Below are 22,828 nucleotides of genomic sequence, written 5' to 3'. Positions count from 1 at the left end.
AAAGCATGGTGTCACGCGTCGGAAAACTCGGCCCACTGCCACGCATCGGGCGCGGCCAGCAGCGCATCGACCAGCCGGAAATTCATCTCGTGGCTCGGCCGCAGCGCGCTCACGCGCGCCAGCAGCGGCGCCCCCGCCAGCGCGAGATCGCCGACCAGGTCGAGCACGCGGTGCCGGACAAACTCCTCCGGCAGCCGCATTCCGCCCAGCACGCGATTGCCGACGATGGACGCGGTGCATGACGGCCGCGCGCCGCGCAGGATCGGCACGCCGCGCAGATAGCCGGCGACGATTGCCGGCACGGCCCACTTCACGCGCCCGTACGAGCGCGACGGCGCGATTTCGGTCGCGAATGCGGCCGGCGTCAGCGCGCCGTCCCAGTGCATGTCGCCGAAGCCGCGCAGGTCGTTGCGCACGCTCAGCTCGTAGCGCGGCGCCGGCTCGATCCGCATTTCGCGCCGCTGGTCGCCGTCGCCGTCCGTGACGACGACGGGTCGCAGCACGCGGATGAAACGTTTCGGCGCGTCGAGCGCGACGCGGCCGCACGCGCGGATCGCGTCCACCCATGGCGTTGCGCTGCCGTCGAGAATCGGCACTTCTTCCGCATCGAGCTCGACGATCGCGTGATCGATCTCGCACGCGAGCAGCGACGCGAGCAGATGCTCGACCGTGCGAACGCCGACGCCGTCGGCATTGCGCAGCATCGTGCAGAGCGGCTGCGCGCGCCGCAGCGCGGGATCGACCGGCAGCGTCGCGAGCGCGCGCCCGTGCTCGATGCGACGGAACGCGATGCCCGTCATGCCGTCTTGCGGCCGTGCGGGCAGGATCCGCACGCTCACCCGGCGCCCCGTGTGCAACCCGTGCCCGTCGATCGTCAGCGGGCGTGCCAGCGTGCCCTGACGCGTCGCCCAGCCGGTCGGCGCGCTCACCGGGCAACCTCCAGCGTCGGCGTCGCGTGGCCCGCGACGGGCGCCGGCCGCGTATCGAGCATCGCGCGCGCTTCACCGTCGATCGCATGCTTCGCGGCGAGCGCCGCGACGGCCTCGTGCGCGGCGTCGGTCGCCGGCGCGGCATCGGCGCCCGCATCGGCCGACGCGCCGATCGAATCGACGATGCGCCCGGCCAGCGTCGTCACCGACGCCCCTTCCGCGATCGCCATCACCGACAGCTTGACCTCGAACGCCTCCTCGACCGCGAGGCCGAGCTCCATCCCCATCAGCGAATCCATGCCCATGTCGAGCACCGACTTGTCGAGCGCGATGCGATCCGGCGTCATGTGCAGAATCCGCGCGATCTGCGCCTGCAGCGTGCGCGCAACCAGCGCAATCGCTTCGTCGCGCGGCAACGCGAGCACCTCTTCGCGCAACTGCGTGCCGCCGTCGCGCGCATCGCCGCCCTTCGCTTGCGATTGCAGCAGCGAGTAGCGGCGCGCCTTCGCGGCCGGCATCCCGCGCGCAACCGCGTGCCAGTCGAGCCGCACCACGGCTTCGCCGGCCGTACCCGCGACCAGCGCGCGCTCGAGCGCGGCCATCGCCTCGCCGGACGTGATCGATGCACCGCCGATCCGCGACTGCAACGCTTCGCGCGTATCGGCGTGGCGCGCGAGGAAGCCGACGTCCTCGAGCGGCCCCCAGGCCATGAACGTGCCCGGCAATCCTGCCGCGCGGCGATGTTCGACCAGCGCCTCGAGGAAGCTGTTGGCCGCGACGTAGTTCGATTGCCCCGGATTGCCGAGATAGGTCGTCGCCGACGAATAGACGACGAACAGGTCGAGCGGCAGCCCGCGCGTCGCGCGATGCAGGTTCCACGCGCCGGCCACCTTCGGCGCGAGCACCGCGGCCATGCGCGCGTCGTCGAGATTGCGCACGAGGCCGTCGTCGATCGACATCGCGGAATGCAGTACGCCCTTCAGCGGAAGATCGCGCCGGACGATCGCGGCAATCATCGCATCGACCGCCGCGGCATCGGTGACGTCGCACGACACGACGTCGACGGTGACGCCGAGCGTGTCGCGCCAGTGCGCGACTTCCTCGCGCGCGGCGGCGGCGAGCTCGCCTGTGCGGCTCGCCAGCGTCAGCCGGCGTGCACCGTGCTCGACCATCCAGCGCGCGCTCGCGAAGCCCAGGCCGCCCGTGCCGCCGACCACCAGGTACACGCCATGCGGATCGAGCGCGAGCGAACCCGCGCGCGCGACGCCGCGCGTCGGCGCCGGCGTGCCGGACGGATAGGTCACGAGCACCTTGCCGATCTGGCGCGCCTGCTGCATGTAGCGGAACGCATCCTCGGCACGCTCGGCGGGGAACGCGCGATACGGTAGCGGATGCAGCGCGCCTGCCGCGAACAGTGCCATCACTTCGCCGAACAGGCGCGCGGTCAGCTCCGGCAATGCGCCCATCAACTGGTCGGCATCGATGCCGAAATAGCTGATGTTGTTGCGGAACGGCCGCAGCCCGATATGGCTGTTTTCGTAGAAATCGCGCTTGCCGAGTTCGAGGAAACGGCCGAACGGACGCAGCGTATCGATGCTGCGCACCATCGCTTCGCCGGCGAGCGAATTGAGCACGATGTCGATGCCCTGGCCACCCGTCATCGCGCGGATCTCGTCCGCGAACGCCAGGCTGCGCGAATCGAGCACGTGATCGGCGCCGAGCAGGCGCACGAACTCGCGCTTCTCGTCGCTGCCGGCCGTCGCGAACACCTCCGCGCCGAAGTGGCGCGCGAGCTGGATCGCGGCGATGCCGACGCCGCCCGCGCCGCCATGCACGAGTACGCGCTCGCCGCGGCGCAGCCGCGCGAGTTCGACGAGTGCGTAGTACGCGGTGAAGAACGTGGTCGGCACGGTCGCCGCTTCCTCGAACGACAGGCGCTCGGGTTTCGGCGCAATCGCCTGCGCGCGCGTCCTGACGCGCGACGCGAACGACGCCGGCGCAAAGCCGAGGACGGCATCGCCCGGTGCGAATTCCGTCACCGTGCGCCCCGTTCGCACGACGCGGCCCGACAGTTCCATGCCGATCGTCGCGCCCGCGAAGCCGGTCTCGACCGCCTCATCGGACAGGAGCCCCATCGCATACATCACGTCGCGGAAATTCAGGCCGGTGGCAACCGGCTCGATTTCCACCTCGTCCTCGCCCAGCGCGCTGTCCGGCAACGCAAACCATTCGAGGTTGCGCAACGAGCCCGGTGCGTCAAACGCGAGCACGGCCGCGCGTGCGATCGCGCCGTCGTTGCGCGCCGCAGCCTGCGCGGCCGTCAGCATGCGCGGCACCAGGCGGCCGTGTGCGGTCAGAATCACTTCTTCCTCGACCGCCGCGCCGGTCAGCTCGCGAATCAGCGTATCGGGAATCCCGTCCGCCGCGCGTTCGACGTCGATCAGGCGGCACGCGAGTTCGGGATGCTCGTTCGCCAGCACGCGACCGAGGCCCCACAGCGTCGCGTGCTCCGGGTGCGCATTCGCGGTCCCGGCGAACGGCGCACCGCCGCGCGTGACGACGGTCAGCCGCGTGGCCGCGTTCGGCTGTGCGCCGAGCGCGCGGACCAGCGCCGCCAGCGCGATCACGCCATGACGCAGCGCGGCCATCAGGTCGTCGCCCGTCGCCGCTTCGGCAAGCGGCGTTTCCGGTGCGCAGAACACGACGTGCGCCGGCTGCCCGGCCGGCAGCGACGCGATCGCATCGGCTGCATGCGAGATGTCCACGATGTCCGCCGGATAGCCCGCGTGCGCCAGCGCATCGGCCAGCCGCCCGCCGAAACCGCCGGCCGTATCCGGCGCGTGCATCACGAGCCATTGTTCGCTGCGGGCGAGCGTATCGAGCTCGCTCGCGTCGTTGCCGCATTGGGCGGCAGCGATGCTCGCGGGGTTGCGCGCGATGACGAACGACGGCGTGCCGTCCAGATCGAGCGACTGCTCGACATGCCGCACGACGTCGACGTAACCCGCGCGCTCGAGTGCCGCCTCGAGATCCGCCGGCGCCAGCGGCGCAGGCATGCCGGCGTCCGTCGATGCGGGCTGCGAACCGAACACGATGTCGGAGAAGCGGCCGCGGCGCGACTCGGCCAGCAGCAGCAATCCGTCCGGCGCCAGCCACGACCGCATCGCGTTCAGCGCATCGGCGACATCGTGACGGCCGCTCAGCGCGCGGTTCGCGACGATCAGGTCGTACGGCCCGGCTTCGTCGGCGGACAGCGACAGCCGTTCGCCCGACTGCAGCGCCACCGTGCGCACCGCCGCTTCCGCATCCGCGTCGAACCCGGCAAGCTGGCCGGCCGTCGCGGCGATCGTGTGATCGCAGCGCGCGGCGGCGAGATGCATGCCGAGCGTCTGCAGCACGTCGCCGTCCGTCGCGCCCAGTTCGAGCACACGCAGCCGGCGCGCCGGTTTCCAGGCGTCGACCGCCTGCTCGACGCCGGCCGTCAGCAGCGCGTGCACGTGCTGCCAGGTCGGCGACGCGGCAAGCAGTTGCTCGACCAGGCTGTGGCCGGTCGGCGACAACCAGCGTGCGCCGTCCTTCGTGCCGCTCAGCACGTCGGGCAACGCCGCGCCGCAGTGGGCGAGCAACGTCAGTTCGGCCACGTGCCCCGGCGATTCGGCCAGCAGCCCGCGCCACAGATCGTCGAGCGGCGGCAGTGCCGCGCACGCTGCGTCGTCGCGCACGAGACGGGCGCCATCGTGACGGGCGAGACCGTCCTCGACGAGCATGTCGGCGAGACGCGCGGCCAGCGCCGCCCGCTCCGGTGCAGGCTGCCACGTGCCGGCGAATGCGCCGAGCGCATCGAACGCGCGAAGCACGTACAGGCTCGCCAGCACGTCGAGCAGCGGCAGGATTTCGGTCAGATGCTGCGTCCGGCGGCCGTCGAGCCCCGCAGCCTCGAGCCGCGCGACGGCTTGCGCGAGCAGCGCGTCGGGCGCCGGCAAACCGGCCGCGTCGACGTCGTTCGGCAACGGCATCTCTTCGAGGCGGTAGACGAAGCGCGAAGGCAGGTTCTGCCGGCGCCCGACGAGATCCACGCGCCGGAACCGGCACCCGCCCAGCCGCGCGACGATCGCGCCCTGCGCGTCGAGGAATTCGAAATGCGCGACGATCGAATGCGGGCTGCGCCGGTCGATCCGCGCGAGCACGCGGGCGACCGTGTCGCCGCGCAGATAGTCGACCCGGCCGATCTGCACCGGCACGTAGGCCGGATGCTCGCCGTCGCGCGCTTGCGCCGACAGCAACGCGAACAGCGGATGAAACCCGCTGTCCATCAAAGCCGGATGCAGCAGATAGGCGGACAGCGCCCGCGCGTCGCCGCACGCGGCCGGCGCGGCCACGTCGGCCAGCGCGGCGTCCTCGGCCGCGGCGACCCGCACGGTGCGGACCCAGCGGAACGCCGGCCCGTAGCCGAGGCCGATGGCGGCCGTGTTCGCGTACAGCGTGTCGCCGTCAGCAGCCGGCAGCGCGAGCAGGCGCTCGAGCGTATCGGCCGGCACGACGCTCGCGGCGCCGAGCGCGTTGCCGCTTTCGAGCATCCGCCCCGTCACGTTCAGCGTCCAGGCGTTGTCGGACATCCGGTCGCGCGTCTCGATCGTGAAGGTCGCGGTGCGCGGCTCGATCACGAGCCGGAACAGCTTCGCCTGCTGCGGCTGGAAGACGACCGGCGTGCGGATCTCGACGTTCTCGAGCGCCGCATCCGGCGTATCGAAGAAGGTGCGCGCCGCGGCGAGCGCCATTTCCACGTAGCCGGCTCCCGGGAACGCCACGCCGCCGTCGACGACGTGATCGGCCAGCATCGGCAGCTTCGCCGGATCGAGCTGGTTTTCCCACCCGAACGCGTGTTCGTGCAGACGATAGCCGAGCAGCGGATGTTCGCGGTGGCGATTGACGAGACCGTAGCCTTCGACGGTCGGCGTCAACCAGAAGCGGTCGCGCTGCCACGGATAGGACGGCAATGCCGCACGCGACGCGCCCGGCGCAAAGCGGTCGGAGTCGACGCTCGCGCCGTGCGCGATCGCCGCGAGAATCGCTTGCCGCAACGTCGCTGCGCTGCCGTGATCGCGCTTGAGCGTCGGCAGCACCACGCCGGTTGCACCGGCGGCCGCGAACGCCTGCTTCACGTACGTGCGCAGGATCGAATGCGGCGAGACTTCGACGAACAGCCGGACGCCCTGCTCGATCAGGTGCGCGATACCGTCGCCGAAGCGCACGGGCTCGCGGATGTTGCGCCACCAGTAGCGCGCGTCGAGCTCGGTGCCGGCGAGCGCGCCGCCGGTCACGGTCGACACGTATGCGCCGTTGCCCGGCTGCGGCCGCAGGCTGGCCAGTTCGGCCAGCACGACCGGCTCGATGCGATCCATGTGGCTGCTGTGGAACGCATAGTCGAGATCGAGCATCTGGAAGAACTTGCCGCTGCCGCGCAGCGCCGCCTCGAGCGCCTGCAGGCCCTGCAGCTCGCCCGCGAGCGTCACTGCATCGGGGCTGTTGATGCCGGCCACCTCGACGCGACGAGCGAGCCCGTGGCGCGCGATCAGTTCGCGCGCCGCCGCCTCGCCGATGCCGACGGCCGCCATCCGGCCGCTGCCGCGCGTCATCGCTTGCGCGCGGCTACGGATCTTGATCACGCGAACCGCGTCGGCGAGCGACAGCGCGCCCGTCACCCACGCGGCGGCAATTTCGCCGACGCTGTGGCCGATCGCCGCGTCGTAACGCATCCCGCGTGCATCGATCACGCGGATCATGCCGACCTGGATCGCGAACAGCAGCGGCTGCGCGTTTTCCGTCGCGGCGAGCCATTCGGCACCCGCGCCGGCCAGCCATTCCGCGCTCGGGCCGCCGCGCATCACATCGACGAGCGACGGGCTGCCGTCGGCACACCACAGCGCATCGACTTCGTCGAGCGCCGCGCGGAAAACCGGGTTCTCCGCATAGAGTTCGTTGCCCATCCCGACCCACTGGCAACCGTTGCCCGAGAACACGAGCGCGGTGCGCGGCGCGTCGGCGGGCGCCTGGCCGGTTGCCACGCAGGCAGGCAGGCCTTCCTGCGCCGGCTGGGCCAGTGCCGCAAGCGCCGCACGGCCTTCGGCCAGGTCGGCCGGCGCGACGATCGCGCGATGTTCGAGCCATTGGCGACGACGCGCGGCCGCGGCGGCAAGCGCCTGCCAGTCGCCGCCGTTGTCGAGCGTGGCCAGATAGCGGCCCGCGAGCGCACCGAGCGCACTCGCGCTGCGCGCGGTCAGGACGAGCGGAGACGGCGTATCGGCCGGCTCCGGCGCAGCCGCCGACGCCTCATTGGCCGCCGGCGCTTCGGTCAGCACGACGTGTGCGTTCGTTCCGCCGAAGCCGAACGAATTGACGCCGACCGTCAGCGGCGTGTCGCCCGCGTCGAGCGGCATGTAGCGATCGACGACCCGCAGACGCCCGCCGTCGAAATCGATCCCGGGATTGGGCGTGACGAAATGCAGCGAGCGCGGCACGGCGCGATGCTTCAGGCACAGCACGGCCTTCAGCAGGCCGGCCATGCCGGAGGCCGTCTCGAGATGGCCGATGTTGGTCTTCACCGAACCGATCAGCAGCGGACGATCCGCCGGGCGTTCGCCCGACACGACATCGATCAGCGCGCGCGCCTCGATCGGATCGCCGACCGCCGTGCCGGTGCCGTGTGCCTCGAGGTACGCGAGCGACCGCGGATCGATGCCCGCGCGCGCGTACACGCTGCGGAGCAGCGACGCCTGTGCGTCCGCGCCCGGCACGCTGATGCCGCCCGGCGAGTGGCCGACCGAATTCACGCCGGAGCCGGCGATCACCGCATGGATCGTGTCGCCGTCGGCCAGCGCGCGATCGAGCGGCTTGAGCAGCACGAACGCGCCACCTTCCGAGCGGACGTAGCCGTCGCCGGTCGCATCGAACGCACGGCAACGGCCGCGCGGCGACAGCATCGACGCCTTGGAGAAACTGACGAAGCCGAACGGATGCAGCAGCAGGTTGACGCCGCCCGCGAGCGCCACGTCGGCTTCGCCGGACTGCAGCGCCTTGACCGCCTGATGGAGGGCGACGAGCGACGACGAGCAGGCGGTATCGACCGACATGCTCGGGCCGCGCAGGTCGAACAGGTAGGACACGCGGTTCGATGCGATGCTCAGCGTATTGCCGGTCGCCGAATACGGATCGATCACGTTCAGATCGTCCATGTTGCGGTTGCCGTAGTCCATGCTGGCCGCGCCGACGAAGACGCCGCAGTTGCTGCCGCGCATGTCGGCCGGACGCACGCCGGCGTCCTCGAATGCTTCCCAGGCGAGTTCGAGCAGCAGGCGCTGCTGCGGATCCATCTGGGCCGCTTCGCGCGGGGAAATGCCGAAGAACGCGGCGTCGAAGCCGGCGACGTTGTCGAGGACGCCGGCCGAGAACGTATAGCTCTTGCCCGGTTCGCGTTTGGACGGGTGCCGATAGAAATCGGTACCGAAACGGTCGGCGGGGATTTCGGTCACTGCGTCGCGTTCGTCGCGCAGCAGTTGCCAGAAGTCGCCAAGATTGTTCGCGCTCCCGGGAAACCGACAAGCCATCCCAATTATTGCAATCTTACTGTTCATCTTTTATGTCGCTTTCTCGGATGCGCACGGCCCTTCCGCGCGATGTCCGTCCTCTTGTACCACGCGCAGCAGGACCGCCCCCAACTCCTCGGCCGCCAAATCCCGGCAATTCGCGCTAACTGAGCCGTAATTTCGCCAAATGAAGTAGTCGCTGCGTTGTGGCGTCACGCCCAGCTTATGAAAAACACGAGGCAGAGCGGGAACGTGATCGCCGTAGAAACAAACGATCGTTTCACGATTGCTGGTGCGCAGGTAATCGATCAGGCGCCCGATCATTGCGTCTGCATTTTCGACGTGCCGCAGATAGGCGGTCAGATCGCGCCAGGATGCATCCTCGCCGAGAGTATGCCGCGAAGAGGATTCTCCAGGCAAAACCTGCTCCAGATGCAGCGGCCCGTGGTTTTCCATGGTCATCGCAAAGACGAAGCGCGGGCGGCCGCCGCCCGCCGCGTCGAGTTCCGCGATGATTGACTCGGACACTGCCGCGTCCGCCACGTACGGGCCGGCGCGGGACGCCGATGCAAAGTGGCGGATGTCGAGAAAGCGCGTAAAGCCGAGCAACGGAAATACCCGGTTCCGCCCGAAGAAATCGGCGTAATAGGGATGAATCGCGACTGTATCGTAGCCGCAACGGTTGAACCAGGATGCCAGCGAAGCGATTTTATTTCTTACAAATGCGTAAGGATAAAAACGCGCATACCCGAGCGAAAAGGATTCCGTGCCGGTCAGCACCGCGAATTCCGTTCGCATGGTGTTGGCTCCCCACGCAGGCACCGTCATCTCGCCATGCCAGACGGCCTCGCGACGCGCTTCGTCGAAACGCCTGAAAAGACCCGGCTCGACCGCGTCTCCGAGCCGGCGTGCATCGAAGAACGATTCGCTCTGGATCACGATCACGTCGGGGCGTTGCGTCGGCTTGCCCGTGGTGAACGGCCCCGCTGCCATGACCTCGCGGAACCGCCGGAACGTCGCAGGGCGCAAGCCGTTGAGCAGATAGGCGACGAATACGGCAAAAAAACCGTGACGACGCTGGTCGGCCTCGGGATCGAGTGTCAGCGGCACACGGGCGGCCACGAGCACGGCCAGCATGAACGCCAACCCCGCCGTGAACCAGACCAGCACGCGCGAGCCTGCAAGCACGGGACGCTCGACGACGAAGCCCGCGATCACGAGCACGATGCCGGCACCGATCGCGACGACCTTGCCGACGCTCAGGAACGGCAGGTAAAGACGGGGATGCGAAAACAACTGGCTGAACAGGCTCAGATCGGTAAATACGAACGGCTCGCGCAACGACTCATACTTCGCATTGCTGACTGCGGCGACTAAACCGACGAGCGCAAGCGACGCGCAGGCCGAAAACAGCGGCCGCGACGTGATGGCGAACACCAGGTCGAGCACGAAGAGTACGGCCAGAATATGAAGCACTGACGACAGCGGCGGCCGCCGCAGCGGCGCGCGCGGGATCGCGATCGCGTCGACCGCAAACGACAGCGCGACGGCGGCCGTCAGCGTCACGGCGAGACGCGCGCTCAATTGGCCCGGTCCTTCGACGGCAGATAGGACAGGCGGTCGAGGATCGCGTCGGCGAGCGCGGCGGGCAGCAGCGGCAGGAGGCGCATGCCGAACGCAAGCAATCCGGGGAACGCGATCTCGCTTCGGCCCGCATCGAGCCGTCGGCGAATGTACGCGGCCGAACGATCGGCACTCCAGAGGAACGGCTTGTCGCCGGGGAATACGTCGCTCATCGCCGTCTTCACGAAGCCGGGCAGGATGACCGTGACGCCCACGCCGTCGCGCGCCAGCAGCGGGCGCACGGAATCGCCGTAGGCCTTGATTGCGGCCTTGCTTGCGCAATAGGCCGGCGAGATCGCCATGCCGCGCAGCGCGGCGATCGAACTGACCATCGCGATTCGCCCGCGCCTGCGCTCGCGCATCCGGTCGATGACCGGCAGGACCGTATGCAATGCACCGTAGAGATTCGTATCGATGACGCGAGCCGTGCGCTCCAGGCCTTCCCAGTCGCTCGTATCGGCGATCGTGCTGGCCACGCCGGCGTTCGCGATCAGGAGGTCGATCGGGTGACGGCTGTCGAAATCGGTCAGCCAGGCGGCAATCGACGCGGCATCGCGCACGTCGACCGCGCCCGTGTCGACCGTGGCGCCGCGCGCCCGGCAGGCCGCCGCCGTCTTCTCGACCTCGGCGAGATTGCGGCCGACGATGCCGAGTGTCGTGCCCGGCTGCGCATAGGCAAGCGCAAGCGCACGACCGAGACCGGCACTCGCGCCGGTGATGACGATGTTTCGCGGCCGCTGATCAGGCATCCGCGCGATCCAGGCGCTCGACCGCCCCCGCGACCGCCATCTCGATGCCGGTTCGGGTGTAGAAATCGCCGTTGATTTGCGTGTGATGCATCACGTAGTCCAGGAAGGCGTGATAAAGGTGCATGTCGGGCAGATCGCCGCCGTGCCAGAAATCGTCCAGTTTTCCCTGCCAGGTCAAGCCGGGCATATTATAAATGGCGGTCCCGAGCACCACTAGCGGGCGCTCGTGGTGCAAAGCCGACAGGCCGACCGTGCTGTTCACCACGACCACGCCACGCGCATGCTCGAGCAGCGTCGGCAAGTGGCCCGAGTTGATGAAGCGGACCCGATCTCCAATACCGGCCTCGCGCGCGATCGACATCGCGAAGCGCTGGTATTCGATCATCCCCGTGTCGAGCGGATGGTTCTTGATCAGCAGGGTTGCATCGCGCGGCGCGTGCCGGGCGAACGAGCGCACCACGTGGTCGATCGCATCGCGTACCCCGTCGAAGGGCGAATGCACGACGATCTGCGCATCGGAGTTGAGCTGCAGCGGGAACAGATAGTACGGCCGCCGGTTCGCCAGCAGTTCGCGCGTGACGGCTTCGGCCTCTCGCCGATGCTTGCCTTGCAGCAGCGCGCGAACCGCGAGGCCCGTGTACTCGAACACGCCGTTCTTCGGCCGGTGGCTGCGATACAGCGGAAAACGCCACATCAGCAGCGCATTGGCGACCCGGTACGTGATGTCATGAAACACCCGCTCATACAGGTTGTAACCGGTCGGCACGCCGGGTTCCGCCGCCGGGATGACGTCGCGCAGCCTCATGTATTCCCGCGGATCCGCAGGCATTCGCGAGCGACCGTTCACACCGTGGCTTTCAAGCGTGATCCAGTGCGGACGGACGTAGCCCTCCTCGAACACGTGCACGCGCAGACCGAACTGCTCGGAAATCGGGTGCATGTGCCGATGGACCGCGCGACAGTCACCGAACATCAAGACATCCGTAATGCCTTTGGCGCGCACGAGGTCCGAATACCAATTCGACAGGTGCGCAAACTTCCCGGAATAGTTGGTCACCTTCCCGGTTCTACCGTAAAACCAGTCGCCACCGCAAAAATTGACACGATGAACGTCGTGGCCACGTGATGCGAGTGCTTCTGAAAGACGACTGAAAAACACTGAAGCCGTGCCTTGCAGCACTAGAAATGAGCGAGGCATGGATATCGGGAAGGGGAGCGAAAATTTCTCTGGAAACTGCCAGACAGGCTTTATTCTTCTGACGAGCCCCCATCGACATCGGCAAGAGCCAAACTCCGCTGGCGGCTGGGCGCAATTTTATGCCGAAAGAACGACAGAATGAAGACAAAATTCATAAAGTCGTCCGCATGTGCCCTGCCGGCACCGGCCGCCGCCCCGATCATAGCCGAATGGCGCACAGCTAGCCTATAATCAGGCGCCTTGAGCAGACGCAGGTCGACGCACCCTCTACCCGATCGAGGCGGAGCAGCCGATATAGATGTCCGGCGCGGACCCGGCAGCCCGGGCACTTCGCCCGCACCGGCTGCCGGTCCTACGGCCCCGCTTATCCGAATTCGGCTCCCGGGCTGACGCATGTTGACGTCATGCTCGCCAGCCACTTTGCACTCTGTATTGACGGAAAAAAGTTGGAAAACGTAACCACCAGCGACGTGACAACCCCGACCGAAGAGAAACCCGGTCTCGTTCAGCGGCTCAAGCGGATCAATCGCCTGCTCGCGGCAACCGTTATTATTCCCACGGCAATTGCCACGCTGTATTTTGGCGTCATTGCATCGGACGTCTACGTGTCCGAATCGCGCTTCGTGGTAAAAAGCCCACAAAAGCAGACCCAGAGCAGCATCGTCGGCGCATTCCTGCAAGGCACCGGACTCTCGCGCTCCGCGGACGACACGTTCTCCGTCCTCGACTACATGGCGTCGCGAGATGCGCTTCGCGAACTGAACGCCAACAATTATATTTTCGACGCCTATACGAAGCACGGCGATTTTGTCAGCCGGTTTCACACGTGGCCGGACAGCAGCTTTGAAGAGCTGTGGAAATATTACGACAAGCACGTTGTCACGGCGACACTGGATTCCGAATCCGGCATTACGAAGCTGCAGGTTCGTGCATATACCGCGGAAGACTCTCAGCGAATCAACGAACGTCTGCTGGAAATGGGCGAGCGCCTGATCAACCAGATGAATCAGCGCGCCGCGGCAGATACGGTCCAGTTCGCACAACGTGAAGTCGATGCAGCGGCCGCGAAAGCGAAAGACGCGGCAGCAGCGCTGGCCGAATACCGAAAGTCATATACGGTGTTCGACCCGGACAAGCAATCCGCGCTGCAGTTGCAACAGGTTACGACGCTTCAGGCGCAGCTCTTTGCCTCGCAGACGCAACTCGCCCAGATTCAGTCGATCGCGCCGCAAAACCCGCAGATTTCCGTCCTGAAAACGAATATCGCCAATCTGCAGAAACAGATCGAGGAAGCGACAACGGGCGTTACCGGCGGCAAGAACTCGCTTTCGGCCAAGGCCGCGACCTACGCTCGCATGCAGCTCGACGCGCAGTTCGCCGACAAGCAACTCGCGTCGACAATGACCGCCCTGGAAAACGCACGGGCCGAAGCTCAGCGAAAGCAGCTTTATCTGGAACGCCTGATCCAGCCGAATACCCCCGACATTGCAGTCGAACCCAAGCGTCTGAAGTCGATTTTCGAAGTATTTGCGCTGGGCATGATCGCGTGGGGCGTTCTGTCGCTTTTGCTGGCGGGCCTGCGCGAGCACCACAACTGAGCCGCGACTCATCCGGCATCTCCACGCCGTATCGGTCGTGGAATCGATGCCCGGGATCGGACTGCAAACATGCCGGAGCTGGCGCCGTGCTGGCCCGACTCCGGCTCAATCGCCCCAGTAACGCACGCTCAATAGTTGAATTCGGATGATCGAACTCAAGAACATCGCCAAAGACTACTACACGCGACAGGGCCGACGCAGGGTCCTCGAAAAGATCGACCTGCGCGTCAACAGGGGCGAGAAAATCGGCATTCTCGGACGGAACGGCGCCGGCAAGTCGACACTCATCAGGCTCATCAGCGGCGCGGAACTCCCGAGCGCCGGCATGGTTCATCGCAGCATGAGCGTGTCGTGGCCGCTCGCATTCGGCGGTGCGTTCCAGGGCAGCCTCACCGGGATGGACAACCTGCGGTTCATCTGCCGCATCTACGGCGTCAACGTCAAAGACGCCGAACCGTTCGTACAAGAGTTCTCGGAACTGGGCTATTACCTGCGAGAGCCGGTCAAGAGCTATTCGGCAGGTATGCGTGCGCGCCTCGCATTCGCATTGTCGATGGCGATCGAATTTGACTGCTTCCTCATCGACGAAATCATTGCGGTCGGCGACAGCCGGTTTCACGCCAAGTGCCACCACGAATTGTTTGAGCGACGTGCGGATCGGGCCCTCATCATCGTCAGCCACGATGCCGCGTACATCCGCGAACATTGCACCCGGGCAGCCGTGCTGGTGCAAGGCCGGTTGCGCATGTTTGACGAGATCGAAGAGGCCTACGCGTTCTACCAGGAAAACAGCGCCATCAACTGACGCGCCCATTCCACCCGACCGATGCCCCTGACAAGGTTCAATCGCGCCGCGCTCGCTCACTGCGCCGCAACGCACTGGCATGCCCCGCTGACCCGATACGCACGTCACGCAGCCGACCGGCTGCGCACCAGCACGCAATCAGCGCCAGCGTCGCGGGAACACCAGTTGCTCGTCGACGTGTCAATCATTGCGCAACATGATGCAGGCACCGGCATTCAGCGGGTGGTGCGCTCGCTCGCCCTGCAATTGATCGCGTCTCCCCCGCCCGGCTTCGTGGTTCGACTGGTGCGCGCCAATCGGCGCGACCGCTATCGCTATGCCGACATCTACGCGGCCAAACTGGCGGGCACCCCGCCTCCGGCAAGCGACGCACCGGTTCATGCGAATCCCGGGGACGTGTTCCTCGGTCTCGACTTGACGAGCCGCATCGCCCCGAAGCGACAGCGTGATTTCCTTCAATGGAAACAGCAAGGCGTCCTGCTGGCATTCGTCGTCTACGACCTGCTGCCGATACAGCACCCGGAGTGGTTCACGCCGCGCTCGGCCCGATCATTCAAGCAATGGCTGTCGACCATCGCAATCCACGCGGACGCGCTGTACTGCATCTCGAGATCGGTTGCCGTCGAGGCACAGGCCTTCCTCGATACGTACTTCGGCATCGCCGAGCACGAGGTACCGGCAGGCTGGTTCCATCTCGGCGCCGACTTCCAGCCGCACCCCGCCAACGCGACCGGTACGATGCCACGCAAGCCGCGCATGACCGGGCGCGGACACACGGTGTTGATGGTCGGAACGATCGAGCCGCGCAAGGGACACCGGCAGGTGCTGGACGCGTTCGAAGCACTTTGGAACGACGGCGTCGATGCAACGCTCGTGATCGTCGGTAACGCAGGATGGGCGGTACAGGAGCTGACGATGCGCCTCGACGGCCATGCAGAGCGCGGAAAACGCCTGAACTGGCTGCAGGACATCGACGACGCGGCGCTGGCGGACTTGTACGCTCGCGCGGACGGGCTGCTGTTCGCATCCGAAGGGGAAGGTTTCGGTCTGCCAATCGTTGAAGCCGCGCAACACGGTCTGCCGCTGCTGCTGCGCGACCTCCCCGTTTTCCGCGAAGTGGCCGGCGAACATGCCACCTACTTCTCGGCCAGCGACGGCACCGGGCTGGCGACGTCGCTACACACCTGGCTGCGCGCAATCGACGACGACATCGCACCGGACAGTCGCGCGATCCGCCCCATCACCTGGCAGGAAAGTGCGGCACAGATAAAGACGCTGCTTTCAGACCTGTCAGAGTCGCGCTGACTGCTCGAACCGCTCGTAGACAGCCAGCATGCGGCGCGCGCAACGCGCCCACGTCGCGTCGCGAGCGAGTTCCAAGCCACGGGCCCTCGCGGCATCTCGCCAACCATCGTCGCTCAGCACACGCTCGATGCCATGTCGCAATGCATCGTGATCGTCAGGCTCAACCAGCCAGCCAGCATCACCCGCCACCTCCGGCAGCGACGAGACATTGGAAGTCAGCGTCGGAACGCCACTCGCCAGCGCCTCGAGCACGGGCAAGCCAAAGCCTTCGTACTTTGACGGCATGAAGAACGCGCGGGCGCCGGCATAAAGGGCCGGCAATACGGCTTCCGGCACGAATCCGAGGTAGCGCAGCCATTGCTCGCTCTCCCCTTTCCTGATCTTGGCGTGAAGATCGTCGTTCAACCATCCATTGCTGCCGACCAATACGAGCGGGTATCGGGTGCGCAGGGCAACAGGGAGCTCCGCGTATGCGTCGATCAGGCGATCAATACGCTTGCGTGGCTCGAGCGTCGATACACTCAGTCCGTAGCCACCCGCGGACAGTTGATAGGCGGCGAGCGGCGCAGCAAGTTCGTCGTTCGTATGCGGCCGGAACTCCGCAGGCACGCCAAGCGGGACGGCAGTGATATTGTCGATTGGCCAGCCGAAGAAATCGGCGACCTCGCGGCGAGTAAATTCGGAATCGGTAACAAGGTGCGCGGCGCGCGCGAGCGTCGACGCAAAGCCTCGCTCGAAATGACGCAATCGCTCGACCGGATGGGTCTCCGGATACTTGAATACCGACAGATCATGCACCGTGACGATACCGGTCGCACATTCGTCGGGCAGAAAATAATTGGGCGAATGGAATAGATGGTCACGCCACCTCCGGTCACCGCTCCATCGCTGGAAAGCCTTGACCGGCGGCAACGATCGCGCCCATTTTGGCAAACGGCTGCGAGTCGGCGCGACCGGCTGGCCGTCAAGCAATCCAGCCACGTCGTCGACCCATGCCCCCGCGAAGTAGAAACGAATCGCGTCGAGACCGCCTTCCGGTGAAGCGAAATGCTTGGCCAATTCCCACGTGTAACGGCCAATCCCCGTGAGCGGAGGCCGGATCGAATCCACTGCAAGAATTACCTTCACATGCCTCCCGAACGCCATCCACTAAAAGCAAAACGGGCCTGATGCGATGACATCATGGCCCGTGCGATACCCCATTGCGATACGTTTGCGATACCCCGAAGGGCACCGGCAAACGTCGCGATCAGAACGAGAAGCCAGCCTCGTTACGACGCAGATCAGCCTCGACCATCATCTGGCACAGCTCTTCCAGGGTCGTTTTCGGCTCCCAGCCCAGATCCTTGCGCGCCTTCTCGGGATTACCGATCAACAGATCGACCTCGGCCGGCCGATGGAACTTCGGATTGATCGCCACGATCGTCTTGTTCGTCGCCATGTCGATGCCCACTTCCGACGCGTCCTTGCCTTCCCATGCCAGCTCGAAGCCCGCTGCGCGCGCCGCCATCGAGACGAAGTCCCGCACGGTTTCGGTGCGATTGGTGGCCAGGACGTAAGTGTCGGGCTTGTCAGCCTGCAGCATCCGCCACATGCCGTCGACGTATTCCTTCGCGTAGCCCCAGTCGCGCTTGGCGTCGAGGTTACCGAGTTCGAGAACGTCCAGCTTGCCGAGACGCAGCTTCGCCATACTGTCGGTGATCTTGCGCGTCACGAATTCACGGCCGCGCAACGGCGATTCATGGTTGAACAGAATGCCGCTGCAACCGAAGATGTTGTAGCTCTCGCGATAGTTGACGGTGATCCAGTGGCCATACAGCTTCGCGACACCGTAAGGACTGCGCGGATAGAACGGCGTATCTTCGACCTGCGGGATCGCCTGGACCTTGCCGAACATCTCCGACGTGCTGGCCTGGTAAAAGCGCACTTCCGGATTGACGATGCGGATCGCTTCAAGAAGATTCAGCGGGCCGATACCCGTGATTTCAGCCGTCGTGATGGGCTGTTCAAACGATACGCCAACGAAGCTTTGCGCGGCGAGGTTGTACACCTCGGTCGCACCGGTGGTCTGCAACAGGCGAATGCTGGCACCCAGGTCCGTCAGATCGTATTCGACGAGATGCAGGTTCTCGTGATCCTCGATCCCGAGTTCGGCAATTCGCCAGAAGTTGACCGAACTCGTCCGGCGGTAAGTCCCATATACCACGTAGCCCTTTTCCAGAAGGGATTGCGCGAGATAGGCCCCGTCCTGACCGGTAATGCCGGTAATAATCGCCTTTTTCACAAACTCAGACTCCATGATGAAATGTTATGCACCGATATTGCGAACTACCGATCGACGCTGCGACCCGATGTTCAGCGGAACGCCGGCCTGACGATACATAGCATGGCTAAAGCATTGCGCGACATCCGCTGCCATGACTCACCGTGTAATAGTACGCAGCCTTGATTGCTTACCTGAATGCCTGAACGCCACTGACAACCGGGAAGGCCACGGAGAACACCAGGTTCAACACCTTCTGCAGCTCTGCGATCGGTGCATTCGACACGTACAGCATGTCCTTGTTGTCCATCACGAAGCTTTGCGCCACGAACATCGCGCTCGGATCATGCAAATCCAGCCGGTAAATAACCGGCACCTTGCCGTCCGCAGTCGTCCGTACCGGCTGATTCGGCCACGACAACGCCTTGGCGTCCTCCAGGCGGAAAATAAACACGCCCTTCGCATCCGAGCGCGCATCGTCGAGCCCGCCTGCGCGCGCAAGCGCCTGCGCCAGCGAGATCCCCTGCGCCTCGAAATTGACTTCCTGATTCTTCCCCGTCGCACCCAGTGCCGTGAAGCTGTACGGCTGGTACAGGGCGGTCACGACATCGCCCGCACGCAGCGGGACATTCTGGCGCGGATTGCGAATCACGTTCTGCATCGGCATGGACGCCACAACGTCGCCTCGCGTGACCTGCAACGTAATCTTGTCGATCGATTGCTTGACGCCGCCCGCGCTCGCGAGCGCATCGAGCAGGCGCTCTCCGCGCGCCGACAGTTGCATCCTGCTGCTCGTGTTCACATCCCCGACAACCGTTACATACGACGTCACGTTCTGCGAAAGCTTGACCAGCACCTGAGGGTCATGGGCGATGTTCTTGAGTCGAGCCGAAATATCACGCCCGAGCTGTGTCGGCGTGCGGCCCTGCGCCTTGACGGCGCCGACGAACGGCACATTGATCGTGCCGTCGCCGTCGATCGTCTGATCCGGCAGCACCGTCACGCGCGCGTTGGTCGGCCCGGACTTGCTGTCGACCTGCGCGGCGCCGAACAAGGTCGCGGGCGGCGCCTCCCAGATCGAGACTTCGATCGTATCGCCCACGCCGAGCTGCTGCCTGAAATTCGTGTCAGCGCCAAGCGTCGAGACAAAATCGCCCTGACCTCGCTCGGAGAACAGCTTGCGCGCAACGGCATCGGTCAGGTCGACGACCTGAATGCCGGCGGTGCCCGCCTCGGACTGCCCGGACCCGCTACCGGCGCGCTCGACCTGAAAACGGCTCGGCCCCGAGGAAGGAATCGTGGAACAACCGGAAAGTACGCCGCTCAACAAGAGTGCGGACCAAGTAACACAACGGAGCAATCGCGACATTTGTTACGAGCAAGCAAAATTCCAAAGTCGTGAATTGTCTCACGTTGCGAGATACAATAAACTTCTTTTTTACTCGTCGCAAACGAACCTGTCGCCCGCGGACGACAGAGGCGCGGTAGAAAATGCAGCTTTTTGTACAAACCGGCGCCCATTAACATCAATCGACGACATTCGCGTGACAACCATACTCCTTGACGTCACACGCCTTGTCACGCGACTCCAGGAAGGCACGCTCCCTACGGGCGTCGACAGAGTAGGCCTCGCCTATATACAGAGATATGGCACGCAAGCACGCGCCGTATTGAGCGAACGCGGCTATTCAGCGGTTTTGTCGGAAAGCCATTCGCAGCTGTTGTTCTCCCGTTTGTCGACTTCAACGCGAAAACCCTGGGCCACGCGATCGCTCATTGCACGCGCACTCGCCACGGCGATGCAGCCTCAACGGTTCGAGCACGCGATCCTGCTGCATACGAGCCACAGCGGCATGGAATTTCCCCGGTACTACCGGGCGATGACGAAACGCAACGCGCGCCCGGTTTTCATGGTGCACGATCTGATTCCACTGACGCACGCCGAGTATTGCCGACCCGGCATAGCCGATATCCATCGGACACGGATTCATACCGCGCTGCGACTCGCCAAAGGCCTGATCGCCAATTCGCATGACACACGACATGCGCTCGAGGACGAGGCGCAGCGCGCCGGCCTGGCGCTGCCCCCATGCGTCGTCGCCCATCTCGCACCGGGCGTATCGGCCTATCCGTCTCGCCCCGCACCGATCGGCACACCTTACTTTGTCATGCTCGGCACGATCGAACCACGCAAGAACCACTGGTTCCTTCTGCATGTCTGGCGCGAGCTCGTTGAAAAATACGGTGACGCAGCGCCGAAGCTCGTCATCATAGGTCGGCGCGGCTGGGAATGCGAAAACGTGATCGACATGCTCGAACGCTGCGAAAGCATTCGAAACGTCGTTATCGAAGAGGCGAACTGCACCGACGATCAGCTCCACGCATGGCTGCAACATGCGCGGGCACTGCTATTTCCGTCATTTGCGGAAGGCTACGGCATGCCGCTCGTCGAAGCGCTGTCGTCACAGATCCCCGTCATTGCCAGCAATCTGGGCGTCTTCCACGAAATCGCCGGCGACGTGCCCGACTACCTGGACCCGCTGGACGGCCCAGGCTGGATCGCCCGCATCATGGCCTATACGGAGGCCAACAGCGTCGAGCGCTCGGAGCAGTTGCAACGCGTCAAACGATTTCGACAGCCGACGTGGGATGCGCATTTCAGCGAGGTCGACAGATTCATCGCGGCACTGGACTAATGCACCGCCTCAATCAGACATCGCTGCCGTCCCCGACGGCCAGCGACCCTCGCTATCTCAGGCAAGGCAGACGCCTGATCGGATGGCTGTCCGGCCGGACTCGATACCTGTGGCCCCGCGACACCGTCGGGGCATGGTGCGCCAGGATCGCACGCGCGACCGGCGCGACCGGATGGCAAGCCTGGCCTGGACCGCTTCCCGCGCGCGATGCGCGCTACGCGCCACCCCTTTCATGGTTCTGCCTGCCGCTGACAGCCACGGGTTGCGACCCGGTCGCAACCGCAATGAACCAATGGTTCGGGTCCGGCGCCACCGATTTCGACGCCGCCGAAGCGGATCGCCTGATGCGTCGCATGCTGACAAGCGATGCCTTGCACCTCCGCCAGCGTGCAGCGACGCTTCCACCGGCACTCGCCAAGGGCGGACACGCGCAGCGCATCTTGCTGATCGACGAGCGCGAAAAAAGCATGGCCGGCCCCCGCGAACGATCGACGGCGCGCGTCGATGCATTTCGCTCGATGGTGGACGCCGCCCGCCGCGCACACCCGGACGCCGAACTCTGGCTCGGACCGACATCCGATGCAGGGCAAGGCCGATGGCTGTCGCATGCGTCCCGGGCAATCTCGAGCGACCTCCCGCGGCTGCCCCTCTCCTACTCGCTCACCGCGGCACTCGAACACTTCGATCGCGTCTACGTCGTCAGCGCCTCGGAAGGCTTCGGCGCGCTGCTGGCTGGCGTGCCGCTCCACGTGTTCGGGCGCCCGTACTACGCCGGCTGGGGATTGACCGACGATAACGTGACGTTCGCGTCCCGCACTGCCCGCCCGACGCTTCCGCTGCTGTTCCATGCCGCGTTTCTGCGTTTCTCGCGCTATCTCGACACGCTACCCGGCCAAACCGGCACACTCGACAGCGCACTCGACGCGATTGAGTTGCAGCACGACGTACGCGCACGCTTCGCCGACCTGAATGATGTTTGCGGATTGCGCTTCCAATGGTGGAAACGCAGACTGGCAACGCCTTATCTGACCGCCGGCGGCGGTACGTTACGCTGGAGCAAATCGCCGGAACGGCTGCGTGCCGGCGAAAGCGCCGTGCTGTGGGGCGCTCGCCCGGCTGACGGCATTCCCGGCGACGTGAAACGGCATCGAATCGAAGACGGGTTCATTCATTCGGCCGGGCTCGGGTCGGACATGACCCCGCCTTACAGCCAGGTCATCGATCACTCCGGCCTGTATTTCGATCCGAGCGTGCCGAGCGACCTCACGCAGATTCTCAACGAAAGCCCGTTCGGCAATACCGAACTCGCGCGCGCAGCGGCGCTTCGCGAAACGATTGTTCGCCTCGGAATCACCAAGTACAACCTTGGCCGGCGCCGTCCCGAGTGGCAAGCACCGCGCGACCGGCGCGTGATCCTCGTGCCTGGACAAGTCGCCGACGACGCGTCGATACGGCTGGGCACTCGCGCCATCAATACCGCAGAAGGCCTGCTCGCCGAAGTCCGGGCGCAGCGTCCCGATGCGTTCATCGTCTACAAGCCGCACCCGGACGTGCTGTCCGGCAACCGGGTCGGCGCGATCGACATCGACGGGCATGCGGATGTAATCGACATCACGTCGGACATCGTGTCGCTGATCGAGCAGGCGGACGAAGTGCATACGCTCTCGTCGCTGTCGGGCTTCGACGCTTTGCTGCGCAATAAGGCTGTATTTACGTATGGCCTGCCGTTTTACGCCGGTTGGGGCCTGACAAACGACGCGATCAGCCCGCAACCGTGGCGCAAGCGCTCACTAACGCTCGACATGCTGGTCGCGGGAACATTATTACGATATCCGATATATTGGCACTGGCAGACAAAGCTTTATACTACGCCCGAAGCCGTCGCCTTACAGTTGGCACCGCTCATAGAGAGGCCTCTTATATCGGCCGGGAAAAATCGCCAACGCACGGCATTGAAAATATTCAGATGGTGCTACAACGCATTTAGCCACATTCACTGGCGGCTCGTTCGCACGACCCAGTCACGAACCGGATATCACGACCCTTAACGCATTCATAGTGACACGCTGCTGCCAACGT

General features: G+C 65.2%; 13 protein-coding genes. 5 read left to right on the top strand and 8 right to left on the bottom strand.

Annotated elements, in window-relative coordinates; genetic code table 11:
• Window positions 1-11: 11 nt before the first annotated feature.
• From OHZ10_RS03795 to OHZ10_RS03775, 5 genes are read right to left on the bottom strand one after another with little or no spacing between them, the layout of a single operon-like run.
• Window positions 12-929 carry a UDP-3-O-acyl N-acetylglycosamine deacetylase gene (locus OHZ10_RS03795; RefSeq protein WP_340623823.1) on the bottom strand — a complete coding sequence of 306 codons (918 nt, stop codon included), beginning with the start codon at window positions 927-929 and terminating at the stop codon, window positions 12-14.
• The gene (locus tag OHZ10_RS03790) at window positions 926-8,560 is read right to left on the bottom strand and encodes an SDR family NAD(P)-dependent oxidoreductase (protein ID WP_342703668.1); all 7,635 of its coding nucleotides are present in this window, start codon (window positions 8,558-8,560) and stop codon (window positions 926-928) included. Before OHZ10_RS03790 ends, OHZ10_RS03795 begins: the two co-directional genes overlap by 4 nt.
• Window positions 8,561-8,563: 3 nt before the next feature.
• Window positions 8,564-10,096 carry an LTA synthase family protein gene (locus OHZ10_RS03785; RefSeq protein WP_059235952.1) on the bottom strand — a complete coding sequence of 511 codons (1,533 nt, stop codon included), beginning with the start codon at window positions 10,094-10,096 and terminating at the stop codon, window positions 8,564-8,566.
• Entirely contained in the window at window positions 10,093-10,884 is a 792-nt protein-coding gene (locus tag OHZ10_RS03780) for an SDR family NAD(P)-dependent oxidoreductase (protein WP_174993233.1), read from the bottom strand. Before OHZ10_RS03780 ends, OHZ10_RS03785 begins: the two co-directional genes overlap by 4 nt.
• Window positions 10,877-12,082, bottom strand: a complete 1,206-nt coding sequence (locus tag OHZ10_RS03775) for a capsular biosynthesis protein (RefSeq protein ID WP_342703666.1) — start codon at window positions 12,080-12,082, stop codon at window positions 10,877-10,879. The genes OHZ10_RS03780 and OHZ10_RS03775 overlap by 8 nt, the downstream gene beginning before the upstream one ends.
• Window positions 12,083-12,528: 446 nt before the next feature.
• Between OHZ10_RS03775 and OHZ10_RS03770 the strand changes: the two genes are divergently transcribed.
• The 3 genes from OHZ10_RS03770 (at window position 12,529) to OHZ10_RS03760 (ending at window position 15,790) form a co-directional block, all read left to right on the top strand.
• On the top strand, window positions 12,529-13,680 hold the full coding sequence (locus tag OHZ10_RS03770; protein ID WP_425394777.1) for a hypothetical protein: 1,152 nt from the start codon (window positions 12,529-12,531) through the stop codon (window positions 13,678-13,680).
• A gap of 145 nt (window positions 13,681-13,825) precedes the next feature.
• On the top strand, window positions 13,826-14,485 hold the full coding sequence (locus OHZ10_RS03765; protein WP_059235959.1) for an ABC transporter ATP-binding protein: 660 nt from the start codon (window positions 13,826-13,828) through the stop codon (window positions 14,483-14,485).
• A 165-nt stretch (window positions 14,486-14,650) separates the two neighbouring features.
• Window positions 14,651-15,790, top strand: coding sequence for a glycosyltransferase family 1 protein (locus OHZ10_RS03760; RefSeq protein ID WP_342703664.1), 1,140 nt, complete (start codon window positions 14,651-14,653; stop codon window positions 15,788-15,790).
• Here OHZ10_RS03760 and OHZ10_RS03755 read toward each other — a convergent pair.
• The 3 genes from OHZ10_RS03755 to OHZ10_RS03745 all read right to left on the bottom strand — a co-directional run bounded on the left by OHZ10_RS03755 (window position 15,776) and on the right by OHZ10_RS03745 (window position 19,422).
• Window positions 15,776-16,918 carry a glycosyltransferase family 4 protein gene (locus OHZ10_RS03755; RefSeq protein ID WP_059236894.1) on the bottom strand — a complete coding sequence of 381 codons (1,143 nt, stop codon included), beginning with the start codon at window positions 16,916-16,918 and terminating at the stop codon, window positions 15,776-15,778. The genes OHZ10_RS03760 and OHZ10_RS03755 overlap by 15 nt on opposite strands.
• A gap of 121 nt (window positions 16,919-17,039) precedes the next feature.
• Window positions 17,040-18,089: a GDP-mannose 4,6-dehydratase gene (gene gmd / locus OHZ10_RS03750; RefSeq protein ID WP_059235963.1), complete on the bottom strand. Its 1,050-nt coding sequence runs from the start codon at window positions 18,087-18,089 to the stop codon at window positions 17,040-17,042.
• Between the two features lie 154 nt (window positions 18,090-18,243).
• Window positions 18,244-19,422 (bottom strand): polysaccharide biosynthesis/export family protein, encoded by a 1,179-nt coding sequence (locus OHZ10_RS03745; protein ID WP_174993230.1) that lies wholly within the window; start codon window positions 19,420-19,422, stop codon window positions 18,244-18,246.
• Window positions 19,423-19,597: 175 nt separating this feature from the next.
• On the opposite strand from OHZ10_RS03745, the gene OHZ10_RS03740 reads away from it, so the two are divergent.
• Both OHZ10_RS03740 and OHZ10_RS03735 read left to right on the top strand, forming a co-directional pair.
• Window positions 19,598-20,749: a glycosyltransferase family 1 protein gene (locus tag OHZ10_RS03740; protein WP_342703661.1), complete on the top strand. Its 1,152-nt coding sequence runs from the start codon at window positions 19,598-19,600 to the stop codon at window positions 20,747-20,749.
• 284 nt (window positions 20,750-21,033) lie between these two features.
• The gene (locus OHZ10_RS03735; RefSeq protein ID WP_342703659.1) at window positions 21,034-22,797 is read left to right on the top strand and encodes a capsular biosynthesis protein; all 1,764 of its coding nucleotides are present in this window, start codon (window positions 21,034-21,036) and stop codon (window positions 22,795-22,797) included.
• Window positions 22,798-22,828: the final 31 nt, after the last annotated feature.

This window comes from Burkholderia arboris (genome assembly GCF_038723655.1).
In the GTDB taxonomy this organism is placed as follows: Bacteria; Pseudomonadota; Gammaproteobacteria; order Burkholderiales; family Burkholderiaceae; genus Burkholderia; species Burkholderia arboris.
Note: the sequence above shows the minus strand (reverse complement) of the source record. Positions and strands in the feature narration are given on the sequence as shown.

What these genes read in the sequence shown, in the direction of transcription:
- OHZ10_RS03790 (WP_342703668.1), bottom strand. Translation starts at nt 8,560, where the DNA reads ATGAACAGTAAGATTGCAATAATTGGGATGGCTTGTCGGTTTCCCGGG.
- OHZ10_RS03780 (WP_174993233.1), bottom strand. Translation starts at nt 10,884, where the DNA reads ATGCCTGATCAGCGGCCGCGAAACATCGTCATCACCGGCGCGAGTGCC.
- OHZ10_RS03775 (WP_342703666.1), bottom strand. Translation starts at nt 12,082, where the DNA reads ATGCCTCGCTCATTTCTAGTGCTGCAAGGCACGGCTTCAGTGTTTTTC.
- OHZ10_RS03765 (WP_059235959.1), top strand. Translation starts at nt 13,826, where the DNA reads ATGATCGAACTCAAGAACATCGCCAAAGACTACTACACGCGACAGGGC.
- gmd (WP_059235963.1), bottom strand. Translation starts at nt 18,089, where the DNA reads ATGGAGTCTGAGTTTGTGAAAAAGGCGATTATTACCGGCATTACCGGT.
- OHZ10_RS03745 (WP_174993230.1), bottom strand. Translation starts at nt 19,422, where the DNA reads ATGTCGCGATTGCTCCGTTGTGTTACTTGGTCCGCACTCTTGTTGAGC.
- OHZ10_RS03735 (WP_342703659.1), top strand. Translation starts at nt 21,034, where the DNA reads ATGAACCAATGGTTCGGGTCCGGCGCCACCGATTTCGACGCCGCCGAA.